This window comes from Microbacterium sp. CFBP9023, assembly GCF_034045055.1.
Classification (GTDB): Bacteria; Actinomycetota; Actinomycetes; order Actinomycetales; family Microbacteriaceae; genus Microbacterium.
Map to the genome: position 1 here is coordinate 280,243 of NZ_JAXCWI010000001.1, position 16,594 is coordinate 296,836.

The window sequence follows — 16,594 nt, forward strand, 5'->3', positions numbered from 1 at the left end:
CGCTATGAGCACCACCGTTCCCACCTCCCGCATGACCGGCATCGGTCGTGTCCTCGTGATCGTCTACGCCGTGATGGCGTTGGCGGCGACCGGGCGAAGCTTCGTGCAGATCTTCCGCCAGTTCGGTGAAGCCCCTCTCGCGTATGCGCTCTCGGCGCTCGCTGCCGTCGTGTACATCCTGGCGACGTTGGCACTCGTTCTCGCGAATCGACGCGGCTGGTACGCGGTGGCCTGGGTGGCGATCGTCTTCGAGCTCGCCGGCGTCCTCGTGGTCGGCTCGCTCAGCATCTTCTTCCCCGAGCTTTTTCCGCACGACACGGTCTGGTCGATGTTCGGGCGCGGGTATCTGTTCATCCCGCTCGTGCTGCCGATCTTCGGCATCTGGTGGCTGCGCACGCATAGGCCGGCCCGTGCGGTCGCGTCCGCTCTCCGTGTCGAGGCGAGCGCATGATCGTCTTCCGAGACCCGAGCGAGGTTCCCCCCGGTTTCGGTCCCTCCGCCGTGGCGATCGGCAAGTTCGACGGCGTCCACGCGGGGCACAGAGCGGTGATCGGGCGCCTCAAGGAGATCGCTGCCGAGTCAGGGATCCGCGCCGTGGCCGTCACGTTCGACCGCAATCCGCTCGCCGTGCTGCGGCCCGACCGCTGCCCGGAGAACGTGGTCACGGTCGAGCGGAAGATCGAGCTGCTGAGCGAGCTCGAGCTCGACGCCACGCTGCTTCTGACGTTCGACGAGGAGCTCGCAGCGCGCAGCGCGGAGGACTTCGTCGCCGGCATCCTGACCAGTGCCCTGCACGTGTCCACCGTTCTCGTGGGTGAAGACTTCCGGTTCGGCCGCGGCGGAGCGGGCAACCCCGATCTCCTCCGACAGCTCGGACCGAAATACGGCTTCACCGTAGAGGTCGTCGACGACGTCTTCCTCGACGGCTCCGACCGTCGGGTCTCGTCCACCTGGATCAGGGAACTGCTGATGGCCGGAGATGTCACCGCCGCCGCGCGTGTGCTCGACCGCAACGTGGACGTGCGCGGGGAGGTGGTGCACGGACTCAAGCGCGGACGCGAGCTCGGCTTCCCCACGGCGAACCTCTCGGCGTCCGTCGACTCGTTCGTGCCGGCCGACGGAGTCTACGCGGGCTGGCTCGTAGACCACGAGACCGGCCTCCGCCACCGGGCTGCCATCTCGGTCGGCACCAACCCCACCTTCGACGACGTGCTCGAACGCCAGGTCGAGGCGCACGTGATCGGAGAGACCGATCTCGATCTGTACGGTCACGACGTCACCGTCGAGTTCGTCGAGCGTCTGCGCGGAATGGTCGCGTTCGAGGGGATCGAGAAGCTGAAATCCCAGATGGCCGCCGACGTGACCGATGCCGAGACCGTCCTGTCGCGCGACGCCCGCTGAACTCGCCCTGAACTCTGCGTGTCCTGATCTGCGTGGCTCAGGCTGCATGGCATAGAATGGGCCTCGGTGGTCCCTGATCCTCGCGCGTCCTTCGCTCGTCGACGACCGCCGGAAATACTGTTCGTACGGTCCTGGCTCACGCCACACGCGGACACCGAGAACGGCCGATGCATCCTCAGGGTGTTCCGGCCTTCACGCTCAGGAGGAGCATGCCGACCACGGCAACCGCCGCAACACGGCGCAAGAAGACGTCCCGTCGCGACGATGAGGCACCCCTCATCCCGATCCTCGCCCGCAAGGTGCGTGAGATCGAGGCGAAGTCGCAGCGAGGAAAGCTCGGACCCACCAACCGGGTCAAGTTCCAGGTCATCGCCTTCCTGGTGCGTGAAGAGCGCGCCAGGGTCAAGGCGGATGCCGACATCGCCGATGCCGCCCGCGCAGAGCTTCTCAAGCGACTCGACGGCGTCGCCACGATCCTGGCGAAGACGGCGGCGCGCGACACGTCCCTGATCCAGCTTCTCGAAGCCGATCAGGCGACCTCACCGGTCGCGAAGCGCATGCGACGCGACTGGCTGCTCGAGTCGGGAGCCGAACTGGCTCCCGAAGAGCTGATCATCGCCGACATCGCGCCCGTTCAGGCACCCGTGGTGTCCGCCGCGATCGCTGAGCGCCAGGTGACCCCGCCCTCTGTCGAGGCGCGTCAGCTGGCGAACCCGTTCCTCGCGCCCGATCTCACCCCGCGCGCCACCACGACTCCGCGTCGACGTCTCGACGGCTGGGAGCTCATGGGCCCGCTCTACAAGGCTTTCGAGACCGGAGCCGGGGGAGGAGCAGCCAGTATGGACCTGCCTCCGGCGCCCGAGTACGACCACCTCTCGCCCAAGGGCCTCGAGGTCATGGTGCATCAGTCCCGCTTCCTCGAAGCGGTGCGAGAGGGGCACAGGAGCTTCCTCCTCGCCGACGAGCCCGGTCTGGGCAAGACGGCGCAGTCGGTGCTCGCGGCGTCCGTGGCCGGGGCCTACCCGCTGCTCGTGGTCGTGCCCAACGTGGTCAAGATGAACTGGGCGCGAGAGGTCGAGCGCTGGACCCCTCAGCGCAGGGCCACGGTGATCCAGGGCGATGGCGATGACATCGACGCCTTCGCGGATGTGTTCATCGTGAACTACGAGATCCTCGATCGCCACATGTCGTGGCTCGCATCCATCGGCCTCCGGGGCATGGTCGTCGACGAGGCCCACTTCATCAAGAATCTCAGCTCCCAGCGGTCGCAGAACGTGCTGTCGCTCGCGAATCGCGTTCGTGAGCGCACCCCCGGCGGCAACCCGCTGATGCTCGCGCTCACGGGAACCCCACTGATCAACGACGTCGAGGACTTCGACGCGATCTGGCGCTTCCTCGGGTGGACGACGGGTGAGAAGCCCGGGCCGGAGTTGATGGAGAAGCTCGACGCGACCGGCTTCACCCCCGCAGACAAGGCGTTCTACCCCGAGGCTCGCGAAGCCGTGATCTCGATGGGTATCGTGCGGCGCAAGAAGAAGGACGTCGCCGCCGACCTTCCCGACAAGCTCATCGCCGACCTTCCCGTGCAGCTGGACGACGAGTTCGGCCGCGGCATCCGTCAGGCCGAGCGAGAGTTGGGCGAGCGGCTCGCCGCCCGCTACCGGCGGATCATCGAGGCGCGAGGGGATCGCGGACTGGCACCCGGCGAGATCGACGACGACATCGTGCGTCTGGTCGCCCAGAACGAGCTCGAGGAGTCGAAGGCCGCTGGCACCGGGGGAGACAACGTCTTCACGATGGTGCGGCGCATCGGACAGGCGAAGGCGCACCTGGCAGCCGACTACGCGGCCCAGCTGCAGCGATCGGTGGGCAAGGTCGTGTTCTTCGCGAAGCACATCGACGTGATGGACCAGGCGGAGGCGCACTTCGCGTCGGCCGGCATCCGTTCGGTCTCGATCCGCGGCGACCAGACCTCGACCGTGCGGCAGCAGTCGATCGACGACTTCAACAGCGACCCCGAGGTCGGCATCGCGGTGTGTTCGCTGACCGCTGCCGGTGTCGGCCTGAACCTGCAGGCCGCATCCAACGTGGTCCTGGCGGAACTGTCCTGGACGGCCGCGGAGCAGACTCAGGCGATCGACCGCGTGCACCGTATCGGTCAGGACGAGCCGGTGACGGCGTGGCGGATCATCGCCGCGCACACGATCGACGCCAAGATCGCGGAGCTCATCGATCAGAAGCAGGGCCTCGCGGCCCGTGCGCTGGACGGCGAGGCCCTCGACGAGGCGGCGGCCGAGCCTGTGCAGCTGGGCGCTCTCATGCATCTTCTGCGGGAGACGCTCGGCGTCGTCTGAGCCTTCTCGAGTCGACAGAGATCGGCGTTAAGAACTCTGTTTCTTGGCGCCGATTTCTCATGTCGGGCGGACGTATCGCGCATTTCTGGCGAATCGTCGCGCGACGGCGGCAAGATCCTCGGTTTTCATCGTCTCGAATGGCGCCCGGTCCGCCCGGAGCGCTAGTGTCGATCGCAGGCAACGTCGCCTGTTCCCCCTTCCCTGAACCCGTCTGAGGCAAGCATGAAGATCGGCATTCTGACGAGCGGCGGCGACTGCCCCGGACTCAACGCGGTCATCCGCGGCATCGTGCTCAAGGGCACCACCACCTACGACCTCGAGTTCGTCGGCATCCGCGACGGCTGGCGCGGCGTGGTCGACGGGGACTTCTTCCCGCTCACCAGACACGAGGTGAAGGGCCTGTCGAAGGTCGGCGGCACGATCCTGGGCACCAGTCGCACGAACCCCTACGAGGGTGAGCGCGGCGGCGCCGAGAACATCGCCAAGACGCTGTACGGACACAAGATCGACGGCATCATCGCGATCGGCGGCGAGGGGACCCTCGCAGCAGCCGACCGCCTCGCCAAGGACGGCATCAACGTCATCGGCGTGCCGAAGACGATCGACAACGACCTGCGCGCCACGGACTACTCGTTCGGGTTCGACACGGCGGTCAACATCGCCACGGACGCGATGGATCGTCTGCGCACCACGGGCGACTCCCACCAGCGCTGCATGGTCGCCGAGGTCATGGGGCGCCACGTCGGTTGGATCGCCCTTCACGCGGGCATGGCAGCGGGCGCTCACGCCATCTGCATCCCCGAAGTGCCCATGTCGATCGACGACATCACCGAGCTCGTCTCGAGCGCGCACGATCGCGGTCGCGCACCGCTCGTCGTCGTCTCCGAGGGGTTCAAGCTGCTCGGTATGGATGAGGCCTACAGCGACAAGGGCCTGGACGCATTCAACCGTCCTCGACTCGGCGGCATCGGCGATCAGCTCGCTCCGGCGATCGAGCGCATCACGGGCATCGAGACCCGCGCGACGATCCTCGGCCACATCCAGCGCGGCGGATCGCCGTCAGCCTTCGACCGCGTGCTCGCGACGCGCCTCGGACTCCACGCGGCCGACGCGATCATCGACAAGGCATGGGGCCAGATGGTCGCGATGCAGGGCACGGACATCGTACGCGTGCCGTTCGCCGAGGCTCTGGGCGAGCTGAACACCGTTCCGCGCAGCCGCTACGACGAGGCAGCAGCGCTCTTCGGCTGAGCCTCGATCGCGTGCACCACAGAGAACGGGCCGATCCCTGCGGATCGGCCCGTTCTCTGTGTTCTTCGAGAGCTCAGCGCGACGCGAGGCCGACCGTGTCGAGGATCCAGGCGAGCTCGAACGCCCGCTCCTTCCACGAGTTGTAGCGTCCGCTGACACCGCCGTGACCGGCGACCATCTCGCACTTGAGCAGGGCGTCGGTCGCACCGGCGACGCGCAGGGCAGCGATCCACTTCGCAGGCTCGACGTAGAGGACGCGTGTGTCATTGAGCGAGGTCACGGCCAGGATGCGCGGGTAGCGCACGCCGTCGCGGACGTTCTCATACGGCGAGTACGACTTCATGTACTCGTACACCTCGGCTCCGTGCAGCGGGTCGCCCCATTCATCCCACTCGATCACCGTCAGGGGGAGGGAGGGGTCGAGGATCGTGGTGAGCGCGTCGACGAACGGCACTGCCGCGAGCACGCCGGCGAACAGCTCGGGAGCGAGGTTCGTCACCGCGCCCATGAGGAGTCCTCCCGCGCTTCCTCCCTCGGCGACCAGGCGCTCGGGCGACGTGACTCCCTGCTCCACGAGGTGCTCGGCGCACGCGACGAAGTCGGTGAAGGTGTTGCGCTTGTTCAGCAGCTTGCCGTCCTCGTACCACTGCCGACCCATCTCGCCACCGCCGCGGACATGAGCGACGGCGAAGACGATGCCGCGGTCGAGTTCCGAGAGCCGCGCGACCGAGAAGCCGGGGTCGATCGAGTGCTCGTACGAGCCATAGCCGTAGAGATGCACGGGGCGCGGGTCGACGCCAGGCTCTCCGAACGATCGCTTCCACACGAGGGAGATCGGCACGCGGGTACCGTCCGACGCCGTGGCCCAGTCGCGCTTCTGGCCGTACTCCCGGGGGTCATACCCGCCGAGGACGGCGACCTGCTTGCGCAGATGCAGCTCGCGGGTGGCGAGATCCATCTCGTAGACGGTTCCCGGAGTCACGAACGACGTGTAGCCGAGCCGGAGGAACGGCGAGTGCCATTCCGGATTGCCGCTGACGCCTGCCGAGTACAGGGGCTCGTCGAAGGCGATGTCGTCGACCGAGTCCGTCGTGTAGTCCAGGATGCCGACCCGTTCCAGGCCTTCACGGCGGTACTCCACCGTCGCGAAGTCGCGGAACGCGTCCATCCCGAGCAGTCGACGACCCGGCTCGTGCGCGAGGACGATGCGGCGCTCACTCTGTGGGTCGGAGGCGGGCACGGAGACGAGCTCGAAGTCCAGGGCCTCATCGTTGTGCAGGATGTAGAGGCGGTCCTCGCCGTCCACCACGGCGTGCTCGAGCGAGTACTCGACGCCTTCGCGGCGCGGCCAGACGATTCGAGGAGCTGCGGTGAGGTCTCCGGCGAGATCGACGAGGTACTCCTCGCTGGTGATGCTCGATCCGACGGCGATCACCAGGTACTTGCGGCTGCGGGTGATGCCGGCGCCGAGCCAGTACTTCTCATCGGGCTCGTGGAAGAGCTTCACGTCGCCCGAGACGGGAGTGCCGAGACGATGCAGCCAGAGAGTGTCGGGCCGCCATGCCTCGTCGCGTGTCGTGTAGAGGATCCCGGTGCCATCCGGTGTGAAGAACGCGCCACCCGTGTCGGGGATCTCGTCGGGCAGCGTCTCGCCGGTCGCGAGGTCGCGCACGTGCACCGTGTAGAGCTCGTCGCCCTCGAAGTCCGTCGCCCAGAGCAGCTTCGTCGCGTCGTCCGAGGTGTCGAACGCTCCGAGGGAGAAGAACTCGTGCCCCTCGGCCTCGACGTTGCCGTCGAGCAGCACGATCTCGCCCGGCACCGCCACGCCCGGCTCCAGCACCGGGGGAGTCCAGTCGTCCTCGGCCGCGGCGGTACGGCAGTGGATGCCGTACTGCGCGCCCTCTTCGGTGCGGCTGTAGTACCACCAGGCACCGCGCCGCGTGGGCACGGACAGATCCGTCTCCTGCACACGGCCCTTGATCTCCTGGAACAGAGTCTCGCGGAGGTCGGCCAGATGGGAGAGCTCGGCCTCAGTGTGCGCGTTCTCGGCTTCGAGGTGTGCGATGACCTCGCCGGATTCCTTCTCCCGAAGCCATTCGTATGGATCATCGAAGGTGTCACCGTGGTGCGTGCGAAGGGTCGAGCGGCGGTCTGCGATCGGGGCATCAGTCACGCCTCCCACGCTATCCCAGGTCAAGTTGACCGGCACCCGGGAGGGTGGGAGGATCTACCGGGGCCGGTTAACGGAAGTAAAACCCACGGTGAACTCTTCGTTCGTCACGTCGATCCCGTCGACACCTCTCCTTTCTTCCTCAACGACCGAAAGCGAACGGTGGAAACCGCAGCCCTCATCGTCGTGCTGGTTATCCTGCTGGCACTCTTCTTCGACTTCACCAACGGGTTTCACGACACCGCCAACGCGATGGCCACGCCCATCGCGACAGGCGCGCTGAAGCCCAAGACCGCTGTCCTTCTCGCAGCAGTCCTCAACCTCGTCGGAGCATTCCTGTCGACGGAGGTCTCCAAGACCGTGTCGCACGGGATCATCCGCGAGGACACGATCCAAGGCGACGTGTTCCTGCCGATGATCTTCGCCGGTCTCATCGGCGCGATCACCTGGAACATGCTGACCTGGCTGCTGGGTCTGCCCTCGAGCTCGTCCCACGCGCTGTTCGGCGGCCTGATCGGAGCCACCCTGGTCGGCGTCGGAGTCAACGGCATCGACTTCGGGATGGTGCTCTCGAAGATCATCCTCCCGGCGCTCATCGCCCCGCTGACGGCCGGCATCATCGCCTTCGCGGCGACCAAGCTCGCGTACTCGATCACCCGACGCTACGACGGCAAGCCCGACGGGCGCGACGGCTTCCGCTGGGGACAGATCTTCACGTCGTCATTGGTCGCACTCGCGCACGGCACGAACGACGCTCAGAAGACGATGGGCGTGATCACCCTCGCGCTGATCACTGTCGGGTGGCAGAGCAGCGAGCAGGCCGATCCGTATCTCTGGGTCATCATCGCCTGTGCGGTGACGATCGCCCTCGGCACCTATCTCGGCGGGTGGCGCATCATCCGCACTCTGGGCAAGGGGCTGACCGAGGTCAAGCCCGCGCAGGGCTTCTCGGCCGAGAGCTCGACGGCAGCGACCATCCTCGCCTCCAGCGCTTTCGGCTTCGCGCTCTCGACGACGCAGGTCGCTTCGGGCTCGGTCATCGGCTCCGGCCTCGGCCGCCGCGGCTCCACGGTCCGCTGGCGGACCGCCGGTCGAATCGCCATCGGCTGGCTCCTCACACTTCCGGCTGCAGGTGCAGTCGGTGCCCTCGCGGCCCTGCTCATCACCTGGCTCGGCCTCTGGGGCATCGCGATCGACGCGGTCCTGGCGCTGGCCGTGATCATCGGCCTGTTCCTTCGCTCCCGCAAGGATGCAGTGACCTCCGCGAACGCCATGAGCGATGTGGCCGAGTCGGGGCTCGCGATCGAGCACCCCGACACGCCCCCGCCCACGCGTCGACAGCAGCGGATCATCGAGGCCAAGGCCGAGGCCAAGGCTCGTGCGGAGGCGCGCGAGAAGGTCAAGGCTCAGGCCAAGGCGGACGCCAAGGCGAAGGCAGCGGCCAAGGCCGCGAAGAAGACCCCGAAGACGGGAGCCTCGACGCGGGTCGACGGCCCTGGGGTAGACAGTCCCGAGACGGCGAAGAGCGAGGAGTCGAAGTGAGTGTCGGCATCGACTGGGGCGCATTCGTCCAGGTGTTCCTTGCGGCTCTGATCGGAGCCTGCGCGGTCGTGACGTTCTATGCGTTGGGTCTTCGGCTTCTTGTTCGCAGCGGACACGCGCCGGTCGTGAGTCCGGCGGAGTTCACCGACGCCATCACCGTGATCTCCGAGAAGGAGCTCAAGCGGGCTGCCAAGCAGGCGGCCAAGGCGGCGAAGAAGAGTCCGCTCACCGAGGGGCAGCGACGGATCGCACTGTTCGGCGCGTACGGATGCTTCGCGCTCTGCGCGGCTGCGGTCGTGGCAGGCATCCTGATCATCGTCGTCGGGCACTGACCGACGAGTCCTGCCCAGGAGGGCGTCAGCGGAGGAGACCGGCGACGAGGTCGTCGACGATCTCGTCGGTGGTGGTGTCCGGATCGATCGGGGTCGTGAGCCGATCGAGCAGCAGGCCGTCGATCGCATAGTGGAAGAGCGCGATCTCTCGGCGACCACCCGGAAGGCCCGCTCCCGCGTTGAAAGCGACGTCCGCGTCGAACCCCGCTCGCTGCCACGCGCCGAGAAGGGCGCCGACCTCGGGGCGGCGGCTGCTCTCGAGCCGCAGCTCGAACAGTGCGAGTGTGACGTCGCGGTCGTCGGTGAGGCGACGCACGATGTCGCGGATGTACTCGGCGAAGAGCTCTCTGCTCGGTTCCTCCGATGACCGCCGTGCGAGGTCGTCGTCGCTGGGGGCGAGACGCTCGCCGATCCGATCGACGAGGCCCGCGATGAGTGCCTCTCGGCTGCGGAAGTAGTTCGAGGTGGTGCCCACCGGCACGGCCGCGACGATGTCCACGGCTCGGTGGGTGAGACCGCGAGAGCCATCGGTCGCCAGAACGGTCAGCCCTGCATCCGCGATGATCCGTCGCCGTGTCTCGTTCTTCGCCATCCGAGCACTGTATCGCGACTACTACAGCTGCCGTGGAGTCGTCGCCCGTCCGGTGTCGCGCCGCGGCCTAGGCTGAGACCATGTCAGCGCCTTCCGACAGCGGCTTCGTCTTCGGTCGCCATGATCCCGCCTCGCACGTCATCATCCATGTGAGCGACCCGCACTTCCTCGCGGGTGGAGCGCGGCTCGGCGGACGATACGACGTCGAGTCGAACTTCGCTCGCACCCTTGAGGCGATCAGGGCCGTGCACCCGCACCCGTCGGCGATCGTCATCACCGGCGACCTGGCCGACCTGGGGGAGCCGGATGCGTATCGCCGTCTCCGCCGCGCCGTCGAGCCGGTGGCGCAGGAGCTGGGGACGACCGTCGTCTGGGTTGCCGGCAACCACGACGAGCGGCCGGCGCTGCGCGAGGGGCTGCTCGACCTGCCCGCGACGGAGGAGCCCGTGACGGGCGCATGGGACCTCGACGGTCTGCGCCTGATCGCCCTCGACACGAGTGTGCCCGGATGGCATCACGGCGACCTGGACCCCGGCCAGCTCTCCTGGCTGGCGGAGATCCTGAAGCAACCGGCGCCGCACGGCACGCTGCTCGCGATGCACCACCCGCCGCTCCCGAGCCACCTTCCGCTCTTCGACATACTCGAGCTGCGGCACCAGGACGAACTCGCGGAGGTCATTCGTGACACGGACGTGCGCGGTATCCTCGCCGGCCACCTGCATTACTCGTCGCACGGCACCTTCGCGGGCGTGCCTGTCAGCGTGTCCTCGGCGACCTGCTACACGATGAATGTCGCTCGTCCGGCCGCCGATGTGAACGGCATGGATGCGGCGCAGGCGTTCCAGATCGTGCATGTACGACCCGAGACGATCACCCACACCGTGGTGCCCGTGACCGACGCGCCGACCGGCGATCACTTCTCGATGGCGTGGCTGGAGAGAATGGCCCGTCTCAGCCCGGCAGAGCGTCTCGAGGCTTTCTCTCGCAAACGCTGACCCGCCGTCGTATCCCTGGCCGTGCATGCACGCAGGCGTAGACTGGATGCATCCCCCGCACCACACACTCGCCACTACCCACAAGGATGTGACATGGCTTCTGCCGCGCCTGCCCCCACCCGCACCGAGACCGATTCGCTCGGGAGCATGGAGATTCCCGCCGACGCGTACTGGGGGATCCACACCGCCCGCGCCGACGCGAACTTCCCGATCACCAAGCGTCCGATCTCGGTCTATCCGGACCTCGTCGTCGCACTCGCGATGGTCAAGCAGGCCAGCGCCAGAGCGAACCGCGAGATCGGCGTCCTCGACCCCGAGCGTGCGGACCTGATCGATCGGGCCGCCCAGCGTGTCATCGACGGAGAGTTCCACGATCAGTTCACCGTCGGTGTGATCCAGGGCGGTGCCGGCACGTCGACGAACATGAACGCCAACGAGGTCATCACCAACATCGCCCTCGAGCTCGCCGGACGCGAGAAGGGCGACTACGCGTTCCTCTCGCCGATCGATCACACGAACCGCAGTCAGTCGACCAACGACGTCTACCCGACGGCGGTCAAGATCGGTCTCTCTCTGACACTCCGCTCGCTGCTCGAAGAGCTCGATCTGCTGCGCATCTCGTTCCTGCACAAGTCGCACGAGTTCCACGATGTGCTCAAGGTCGGACGCACGCAGCTGCAGGACGCCGTGCCCATGACTCTGGGTCAGGAGTTCCACGGCTTCGCTTCGACCCTCGGCTACGATCACACGCGCCTCACCGAGAACGCCTCGCTGATGTTCGAGATCAACATGGGTGCGACCGCCATCGGCACCGGCATCACCACGCACGTCGACTACGCACCCGCTGTGCTGAAGCATCTGCGCGAGATCACCGGACTCGACCTGGTGACGGCCGGCGACCTCGTCGAGGCGACCAGCGACACCGGCTCGTTCATGTCGTTCTCGTCGACCCTGAAGCGCAACGCCATGAAGCTGTCGAAGATCTGCAACGACCTGCGACTGCTGTCGTCGGGTCCGCAGGCGGGCTTCGGCGAGATCAACCTGCCGGCGATGCAGGCCGGTTCCAGCATCATGCCGGGCAAGGTGAACCCGGTGATCCCGGAGGTCGTCAATCAGGTGGCGTTCGCGGTCGCCGGCGCGGACATGACGGTGACGATGGCGGCCGAGGCCGGGCAGCTCCAGCTCAACGCATTCGAGCCCGTGATCGCCCACTCGATCTTCCAGTCCATCACCTGGATGCGACAGGCGATGTGGACGCTGCGCGTCAACTGCGTCGACGGCATCACGGCGAACCGAGACCGCCTCGGCGCCATGGTCGGCGCTTCGGTCGGCGTCATCACAGCACTCACGCCGTTCATCGGATACGCCGCCGCGGCCGCGCTGGCCAAGACCGCGCTGCTGACGAACAGGAACGTCGCCGACCTGGTCGTCGAAGCCGGACTGATGTCTCGCGAAGAGGTCATCAAGCAGTTGTCGCCCGCGCGCCTGTCGGGACTCGAAGCCATCACGGCCGCGATCCCGGTGATCGGGTCCGAGGACCTCATCGAGATCTGACTCCGAGCACACGGAAGGGCCCCGGCGACATCTCGCCGGGGCCCTTCCGTGTGTCACAGAGTGAGCGGGGGATCAGTCCAGCACGCGACAGTGGGTGGTGAGCTCGCCGATGCCGTCGATGCCGACCGTCACCGTCGAACGATCCCGGAGGAAGATCTGGGGGTCTCGAGAGTATCCGGCACCGCCGGGGCTCCCGGTGGAGATCAGAGTGCCGGGAAGCAGCGTCAGGGACTGCGAGAGATGCGCGATGAGCTTCGCGACCGACCGCACCATCTGATCCGTGCTCGCGTCCTGGACGGTCTGGCCGTCGACGATCGCCCAGATGTGCAGGTCCTGCGGGTCGGCGACCTCGTCGGCCGTGACGGCGAAGGGACCGGTCGGGGTGAAGCCGTCGAACGACTTGCACCGTGACCACTGCGCTTCAGAGAACTGGACGTTCCGCGCGGTGATGTCGTTCACGACGGTGTAGCCCCAGACGTGCGAGAGCGCGTCGGCCTCTGCGACATCCTTCGCCGGGGTGCCGATCAGCACACCGAGCTCCGCCTCGTAGTCCACAGCCTCGCTCAGCGAACGCGGCCACGACGTCGTCTGCTCGTGGCCTGTCAGCGAGTTCGGCCACAGGGTGAACACGGTCGGAGCGGCGTCGGTCTTCAGACCGAGCTCGCTCGAGTGAGCCGCGTAGTTGAGGCCGACCGCGAGGACCGCCGGGGGAGCGATGACCGCTGAGGCGAAGCTCCACCCGTCGAGCGGGTGCCGCGGAGCATCGCCGTCGAGGGCCGAGCGAAGAGCGGTGAGCGTCTGCTCGCCCCCTTCGATCAGCTGCTGAAGCGTCGCAGGGGGGTCGGGAAGGAGATCGGAGACGAGGATGGCATCGGCACCCTCCACCACTGCGAGATGCGCAGCGGGAGAGTCGGCACGACGCAGATGAGCGAACCGCATGCTCCTACGCTATCCGCTGCTCGGCTCGATTGCCTGGAGGAAGTCGCCAGACCCGGGCGAAGTTGGTTGTTCGCCATATGCTTTGGCTATGAGTTCCGGAGGACCGTCCCAGCCATCGCCGTACACGCCGCCGCCCGCGCAGCAACAGCCGCCGACGTATCCCCAGCAGCCGCCGACGTATCCCCAGCAGTATGCTGCGCAGCCCCCGCAGTATTCGGCGCAGCAGTACGCGCAGTCGAACTACGCCCCGCCGCAGTTCTCCCAGCGTCCTCAGTACGCCTCGGTCCTCGCTCAGCCGACCCCGTATTCGCCTCCCGCTCCGGCCGCACCCTCGCCTGCCCCCGGTCTTCCTGCCCTGCCGGCGGCACGCCGAGGCGGACGCGTCGCGCTGTTCGCGCTGTTCGGCTTCCTCGGTCTGCTGATGCTCGGGCTCATCGCCTACTTCGGTCTGTTCCTGGGTCCGCTCGCATCGATCATCGGCCTCGTCCTCGCGCTCGTCCCGCTCGCCATCGTCTTCTTCGTCGTCCGTATGATCGACCGGTGGGAACCCGAGCCCAAGTCGCTGGTGTTCTTCGCGATCGCCTGGGGTGCGATCGCCGCCGTGGGACTCACGCTCCTCGTCGACCTCGGGTTGACCGCGCTGCTGGGGTTCCGGGGAGAAGTGGCGGGCGCCGTCATCCAGGCGCCGATCGTCGAGGAGTTCTGGAAGGGTTTCGGAGTCTTCCTGATCTTCCTCATCGCGCGTCGCTCGTTCGACGGTCCGGTCGACGGGGTCGTCTACGGGGCGCTGGTCGGTGCCGGCTTCGCGTTCACCGAGAACATCCAGTACTTCGCGATCAGCCTCATCGAGGGCGGCGGCGAGCAGCTGACGGTGACGTTCATCCTCCGGGCGATCATGTCGCCCTTTGCCCACGCGATGTTCACATCGCTGACGGGTCTCGCCATCGGCCTGGCCGCTCGACGGCACGCGTCGACAGGGGCCGCACTCGGGTTCGGTCTGCTCGGGATGCTGGGGGCGATGGTGCTCCACGGCCTGTGGAACGGATCGTCCTTCGCGAACTTCTTCCTCCTCTACTTCGTCCTCCAGGTGCCGCTGTTCGTGGGGTTCATCGTGGGGATCATCGCGTTGAGGCGCGAGGAGTCTCGCCTCACGAAGGCGCGTCTGGGCGATTACGCGGCCGCCGGGTGGTTCACCCCCGAGGAGGTCACGATGCTCGCGACTCCCGCCGGGCGCAAGACCGGCCTGGCATGGGCGTCGCAGCTTCGGGGCGATCGGCGTCCGCTGATGCGCGAGTTCATCAAGGACGCCACCATGCTGGCATCCGTCCGTCAGCGCGCGATAACGGGGCGCGACCCTATGGCACCGGCGGACGAGCAGGCGCTGCTCGCCCGAACCCGCGCCACTCGGGCTGCTCTGCTGGCCTACTGAGACCCGCTGATCATGGCCCTCTTCATCCTCGTGCACGGAGCAGGAGACACGGGGTGGTCATGGCATCGGCTCGCCGCCGTCCTGCGGGAGCGCGGACATGAGGTGATCGCACCCGACCTGCCGGGCGATGACGAGTCCCTCACTCTCACCGACTACGCGGACGCCGTCGTGGCCGCGGCAGACGCGAGACGGGGCGGTGTCGTGGTCGGCCATTCGTTCGGGGGATTCACCGCACCGATCGTCGCTGAGAGATTGGCGGCGGACGTGCTCGTGATGCTGGCGGCGATGATTCCCGACCCGGGGGAGCGTCCGGACGAGTGGTGGTCCAACACCGGATTCGAGGATGCCGTGGCGGCGCAGGCAGCCCGCGACGGAGGCCTCACCGGCAACGACGATCCGCACATCGGCTTCTATCACGACGTGCCGCGAGCGCTCGCCGACGAGGCGATCGGTCGGGAGAGAGCACATCCGTCGGTCGCATCAATGGCCGTCTCGTGGCCGCTCACGGCCTGGCCCTCTGTTCCCACTCGGTTCGTCGTCTGCACGGAGGACAGATTCTTCCCGCCCGCATTCCTTCGCGACCTCGCCCGGAAGCGCCTGGGCATCGTCGCCGACGAGATCGAGGGGAGTCACTGTGTCGCCCTCAGCCGGCCCGAAGAGCTCGCATCGATGCTGATCGCCTACGCGCAGGAGCAGCAAGCGTCATGATGCTCGAGCCGTCAAGCAGGTTCCGTACCAAGACTCAGCGCCCGGTGCTGCGGCGATGCCTGCATGTCTACCGGGCGCTGAGTTGATCTGTAAACAGGGTGCACCCGGTGTGCGCGGGTGTCAAGGGCTTAGGGGCAGTCGACGGGCGGCATCGCCGTTTCGCCCTCAGCGGAGCGATCGCGTTGACCCGCGCCGTGCGACTCGGGTTTGATGGAGGACATGACTGATCGCACAAAGCCTGAGTTCGACGCCCCCACCGGACCCGCCCCCGCGGAGCTCGTGATCCGCGACATCATCGAGGGAGACGGAGCCGAGGCCAAGCCCGGCGACACGGTCACCGTGCACTACGCCGGTGTCGAGTTCGAATCGGGCGAGGAGTTCGACTCGTCGTGGGGTCGCGGCGAGACCATCCAGTTCCCGCTTCGCGGCCTGATCCAGGGGTGGCAGGACGGCATCCCGGGCATGAAGGAAGGCGGACGGCGCGAGCTCGTCATCCCGCCGCACCTCGCATACGGCCCGGTCGGAGGAGGCCACTTCCTCTCGGGCAAGACCCTCATCTTCATCATCGATCTCGTCGCCGTCGGCTGACCCGATCGACGCCGGAAGGCGCCGGGCCCACTGCGGGCTCGGCGCCTTTTCGTCCTCCGAGGAAATATCCGCATTCAGGGGAATACATGCATGTGCATGTAAGTTGTTACGCGTGACGCCGTGAACACGGCCCCTCATCCGTTGCCGCACACATGCGGCTGATGTCTCCAGAGGAGAAACCATGACCAGCATCGACATTCCCGGCTACCGTCCCGGCACCTGGGTGCTCGACCCGTCGCACAGCGAGGTCACGTTCAGCGTGCGCCACATGATGATCTCGAAGGTGCGCGGCACGTTCGGCGTCAAGAGCGCGACGCTGATCGCTCCCGAGAACCCGCTCGAGGCCCGCGTCGAGGCGAGCGTCGACGTCACCTCGATCGACACCAAGGACGAGGGGCGCGACACGCACCTGCGCTCCGGCGACTTCTTCGACACCGAGAACTTCCCCACGATGGAGTTCGTGTCGACGGGTGCGCGCGCCGAGGACGGCGAGCTCTTCGTCGACGGCGACCTGACGATCCGCGGCATCACCAAGCCCGTCAGCTTCGAGCTCGACTTCGGTGGCTTCGGCTCCGACCCGTGGGGCAACTACAAGGCTGGCGCATCGGCCAAGACGGTCATCAACCGCGAGGACTTCGGCCTGACGTGGAACGCCGCGCTCGAGACCGGCGGCGTGCTCGTCGGCAAGGACGTCACGATCAGCCTCGACCTGCAGGGCGCTCTGCAGCAGGACTGATCA

The 16,594-nt window shown here is 67.1% G+C and carries 15 protein-coding genes; 12 read left to right on the plus strand and 3 right to left on the minus strand.

The annotated features are described in order from the left end of the window. Positions 1-4 precede the first annotated feature (4 nt). The 4 genes from SOM10_RS01290 (at position 5) to SOM10_RS01305 (ending at position 5,006) form a co-directional block, all read left to right on the plus strand. Entirely contained in the window at positions 5-451 is a 447-nt protein-coding gene (locus SOM10_RS01290) for a hypothetical protein (RefSeq protein ID WP_261987734.1), read from the plus strand. After that, positions 448-1,401, plus strand: a complete 954-nt coding sequence (locus tag SOM10_RS01295; RefSeq protein ID WP_053095794.1) for a bifunctional riboflavin kinase/FAD synthetase — start codon at positions 448-450, stop codon at positions 1,399-1,401. The genes SOM10_RS01290 and SOM10_RS01295 overlap by 4 nt, the downstream gene beginning before the upstream one ends. A 209-nt stretch (positions 1,402-1,610) precedes the next feature. Continuing rightward, positions 1,611-3,755 (plus strand): DEAD/DEAH box helicase, encoded by a 2,145-nt coding sequence (locus tag SOM10_RS01300; RefSeq protein WP_053095795.1) that lies wholly within the window; start codon positions 1,611-1,613, stop codon positions 3,753-3,755. A gap of 222 nt (positions 3,756-3,977) precedes the next feature. Then, positions 3,978-5,006, plus strand: a complete 1,029-nt coding sequence (locus SOM10_RS01305; protein WP_053095796.1) for an ATP-dependent 6-phosphofructokinase — start codon at positions 3,978-3,980, stop codon at positions 5,004-5,006. A 73-nt stretch (positions 5,007-5,079) separates the two neighbouring features. Here the strand turns inward: SOM10_RS01305 and SOM10_RS01310 are convergent, their stop codons facing one another. Continuing rightward, positions 5,080-7,179, minus strand: a complete 2,100-nt coding sequence (locus SOM10_RS01310; protein WP_320488042.1) for a S9 family peptidase — start codon at positions 7,177-7,179, stop codon at positions 5,080-5,082. 159 nt (positions 7,180-7,338) lie between these two features. Between SOM10_RS01310 and SOM10_RS01315 the strand changes: the two genes are divergently transcribed. After that, positions 7,339-8,718, plus strand: a complete 1,380-nt coding sequence (locus SOM10_RS01315) for an inorganic phosphate transporter (RefSeq protein ID WP_320488043.1) — start codon at positions 7,339-7,341, stop codon at positions 8,716-8,718. After that, entirely contained in the window at positions 8,715-9,050 is a 336-nt protein-coding gene (locus SOM10_RS01320) for a peptidase (RefSeq protein ID WP_053095798.1), read from the plus strand. Before SOM10_RS01315 ends, SOM10_RS01320 begins: the two co-directional genes overlap by 4 nt. Positions 9,051-9,075: 25 nt before the next feature. Here SOM10_RS01320 and SOM10_RS01325 read toward each other — a convergent pair whose 3' ends face one another. Then, the gene (locus tag SOM10_RS01325; RefSeq protein WP_056278461.1) at positions 9,076-9,642 is read right to left on the minus strand and encodes a TetR/AcrR family transcriptional regulator; all 567 of its coding nucleotides are present in this window, start codon (positions 9,640-9,642) and stop codon (positions 9,076-9,078) included. 80 nt (positions 9,643-9,722) lie between these two features. Between SOM10_RS01325 and SOM10_RS01330 the strand changes: the two genes are divergently transcribed. Both SOM10_RS01330 and SOM10_RS01335 read left to right on the plus strand, forming a co-directional pair. Next, a complete protein-coding gene (locus tag SOM10_RS01330) occupies positions 9,723-10,637 on the plus strand; it encodes a metallophosphoesterase (protein ID WP_320488044.1) in 915 nt (304 codons plus the stop codon). A gap of 93 nt (positions 10,638-10,730) precedes the next feature. Continuing rightward, the gene (locus tag SOM10_RS01335) at positions 10,731-12,191 is read left to right on the plus strand and encodes an aspartate ammonia-lyase (RefSeq protein ID WP_053095801.1); all 1,461 of its coding nucleotides are present in this window, start codon (positions 10,731-10,733) and stop codon (positions 12,189-12,191) included. 72 nt (positions 12,192-12,263) lie between these two features. Here SOM10_RS01335 and SOM10_RS01340 read toward each other — a convergent pair whose 3' ends face one another. Continuing rightward, positions 12,264-13,130 (minus strand): fumarylacetoacetate hydrolase family protein, encoded by an 867-nt coding sequence (locus SOM10_RS01340; RefSeq protein ID WP_053095802.1) that lies wholly within the window; start codon positions 13,128-13,130, stop codon positions 12,264-12,266. A gap of 88 nt (positions 13,131-13,218) precedes the next feature. Here SOM10_RS01340 and SOM10_RS01345 point away from each other — a divergent pair, with 88 nt between their 5' ends. The 4 genes from SOM10_RS01345 to SOM10_RS01360 all read left to right on the plus strand — a co-directional run bounded on the left by SOM10_RS01345 (position 13,219) and on the right by SOM10_RS01360 (position 16,591). Then, positions 13,219-14,559: a PrsW family intramembrane metalloprotease gene (locus SOM10_RS01345; RefSeq protein ID WP_083569320.1), complete on the plus strand. Its 1,341-nt coding sequence runs from the start codon at positions 13,219-13,221 to the stop codon at positions 14,557-14,559. A 12-nt stretch (positions 14,560-14,571) separates the two neighbouring features. Beyond that, the gene (locus SOM10_RS01350; RefSeq protein WP_320488045.1) at positions 14,572-15,267 is read left to right on the plus strand and encodes an alpha/beta hydrolase; all 696 of its coding nucleotides are present in this window, start codon (positions 14,572-14,574) and stop codon (positions 15,265-15,267) included. 219 nt (positions 15,268-15,486) lie between these two features. Further along, complete coding sequence (locus tag SOM10_RS01355) at positions 15,487-15,855, plus strand: FKBP-type peptidyl-prolyl cis-trans isomerase (RefSeq protein ID WP_053095804.1); 369 nt, start codon at positions 15,487-15,489, stop codon at positions 15,853-15,855. 181 nt (positions 15,856-16,036) lie between these two features. Continuing rightward, the gene (locus tag SOM10_RS01360; RefSeq protein ID WP_053095805.1) at positions 16,037-16,591 is read left to right on the plus strand and encodes a YceI family protein; all 555 of its coding nucleotides are present in this window, start codon (positions 16,037-16,039) and stop codon (positions 16,589-16,591) included. Positions 16,592-16,594 lie beyond the last annotated feature (3 nt).

Coding starts and splice junctions, on each gene's coding strand:
- SOM10_RS01295 (WP_053095794.1), top strand. CDS start 448: ATGATCGTCTTCCGAGACCCGAGCGAGGTTCCCCCCGGTTTCGGTCCC.
- SOM10_RS01325 (WP_056278461.1), bottom strand. CDS start 9,642: ATGGCGAAGAACGAGACACGGCGACGGATCATCGCGGATGCAGGGCTG.
- SOM10_RS01330 (WP_320488044.1), top strand. CDS start 9,723: ATGTCAGCGCCTTCCGACAGCGGCTTCGTCTTCGGTCGCCATGATCCC.
- SOM10_RS01335 (WP_053095801.1), top strand. CDS start 10,731: ATGGCTTCTGCCGCGCCTGCCCCCACCCGCACCGAGACCGATTCGCTC.
- SOM10_RS01350 (WP_320488045.1), top strand. CDS start 14,572: ATGGCCCTCTTCATCCTCGTGCACGGAGCAGGAGACACGGGGTGGTCA.
- SOM10_RS01355 (WP_053095804.1), top strand. CDS start 15,487: ATGACTGATCGCACAAAGCCTGAGTTCGACGCCCCCACCGGACCCGCC.
- SOM10_RS01360 (WP_053095805.1), top strand. CDS start 16,037: ATGACCAGCATCGACATTCCCGGCTACCGTCCCGGCACCTGGGTGCTC.
- SOM10_RS01345 (WP_083569320.1), top strand. CDS start 13,219: ATGAGTTCCGGAGGACCGTCCCAGCCATCGCCGTACACGCCGCCGCCC.
- SOM10_RS01290 (WP_261987734.1), top strand. CDS start 5: ATGAGCACCACCGTTCCCACCTCCCGCATGACCGGCATCGGTCGTGTC.
- SOM10_RS01305 (WP_053095796.1), top strand. CDS start 3,978: ATGAAGATCGGCATTCTGACGAGCGGCGGCGACTGCCCCGGACTCAAC.
- SOM10_RS01340 (WP_053095802.1), bottom strand. CDS start 13,130: ATGCGGTTCGCTCATCTGCGTCGTGCCGACTCTCCCGCTGCGCATCTC.
- SOM10_RS01300 (WP_053095795.1), top strand. CDS start 1,611: ATGCCGACCACGGCAACCGCCGCAACACGGCGCAAGAAGACGTCCCGT.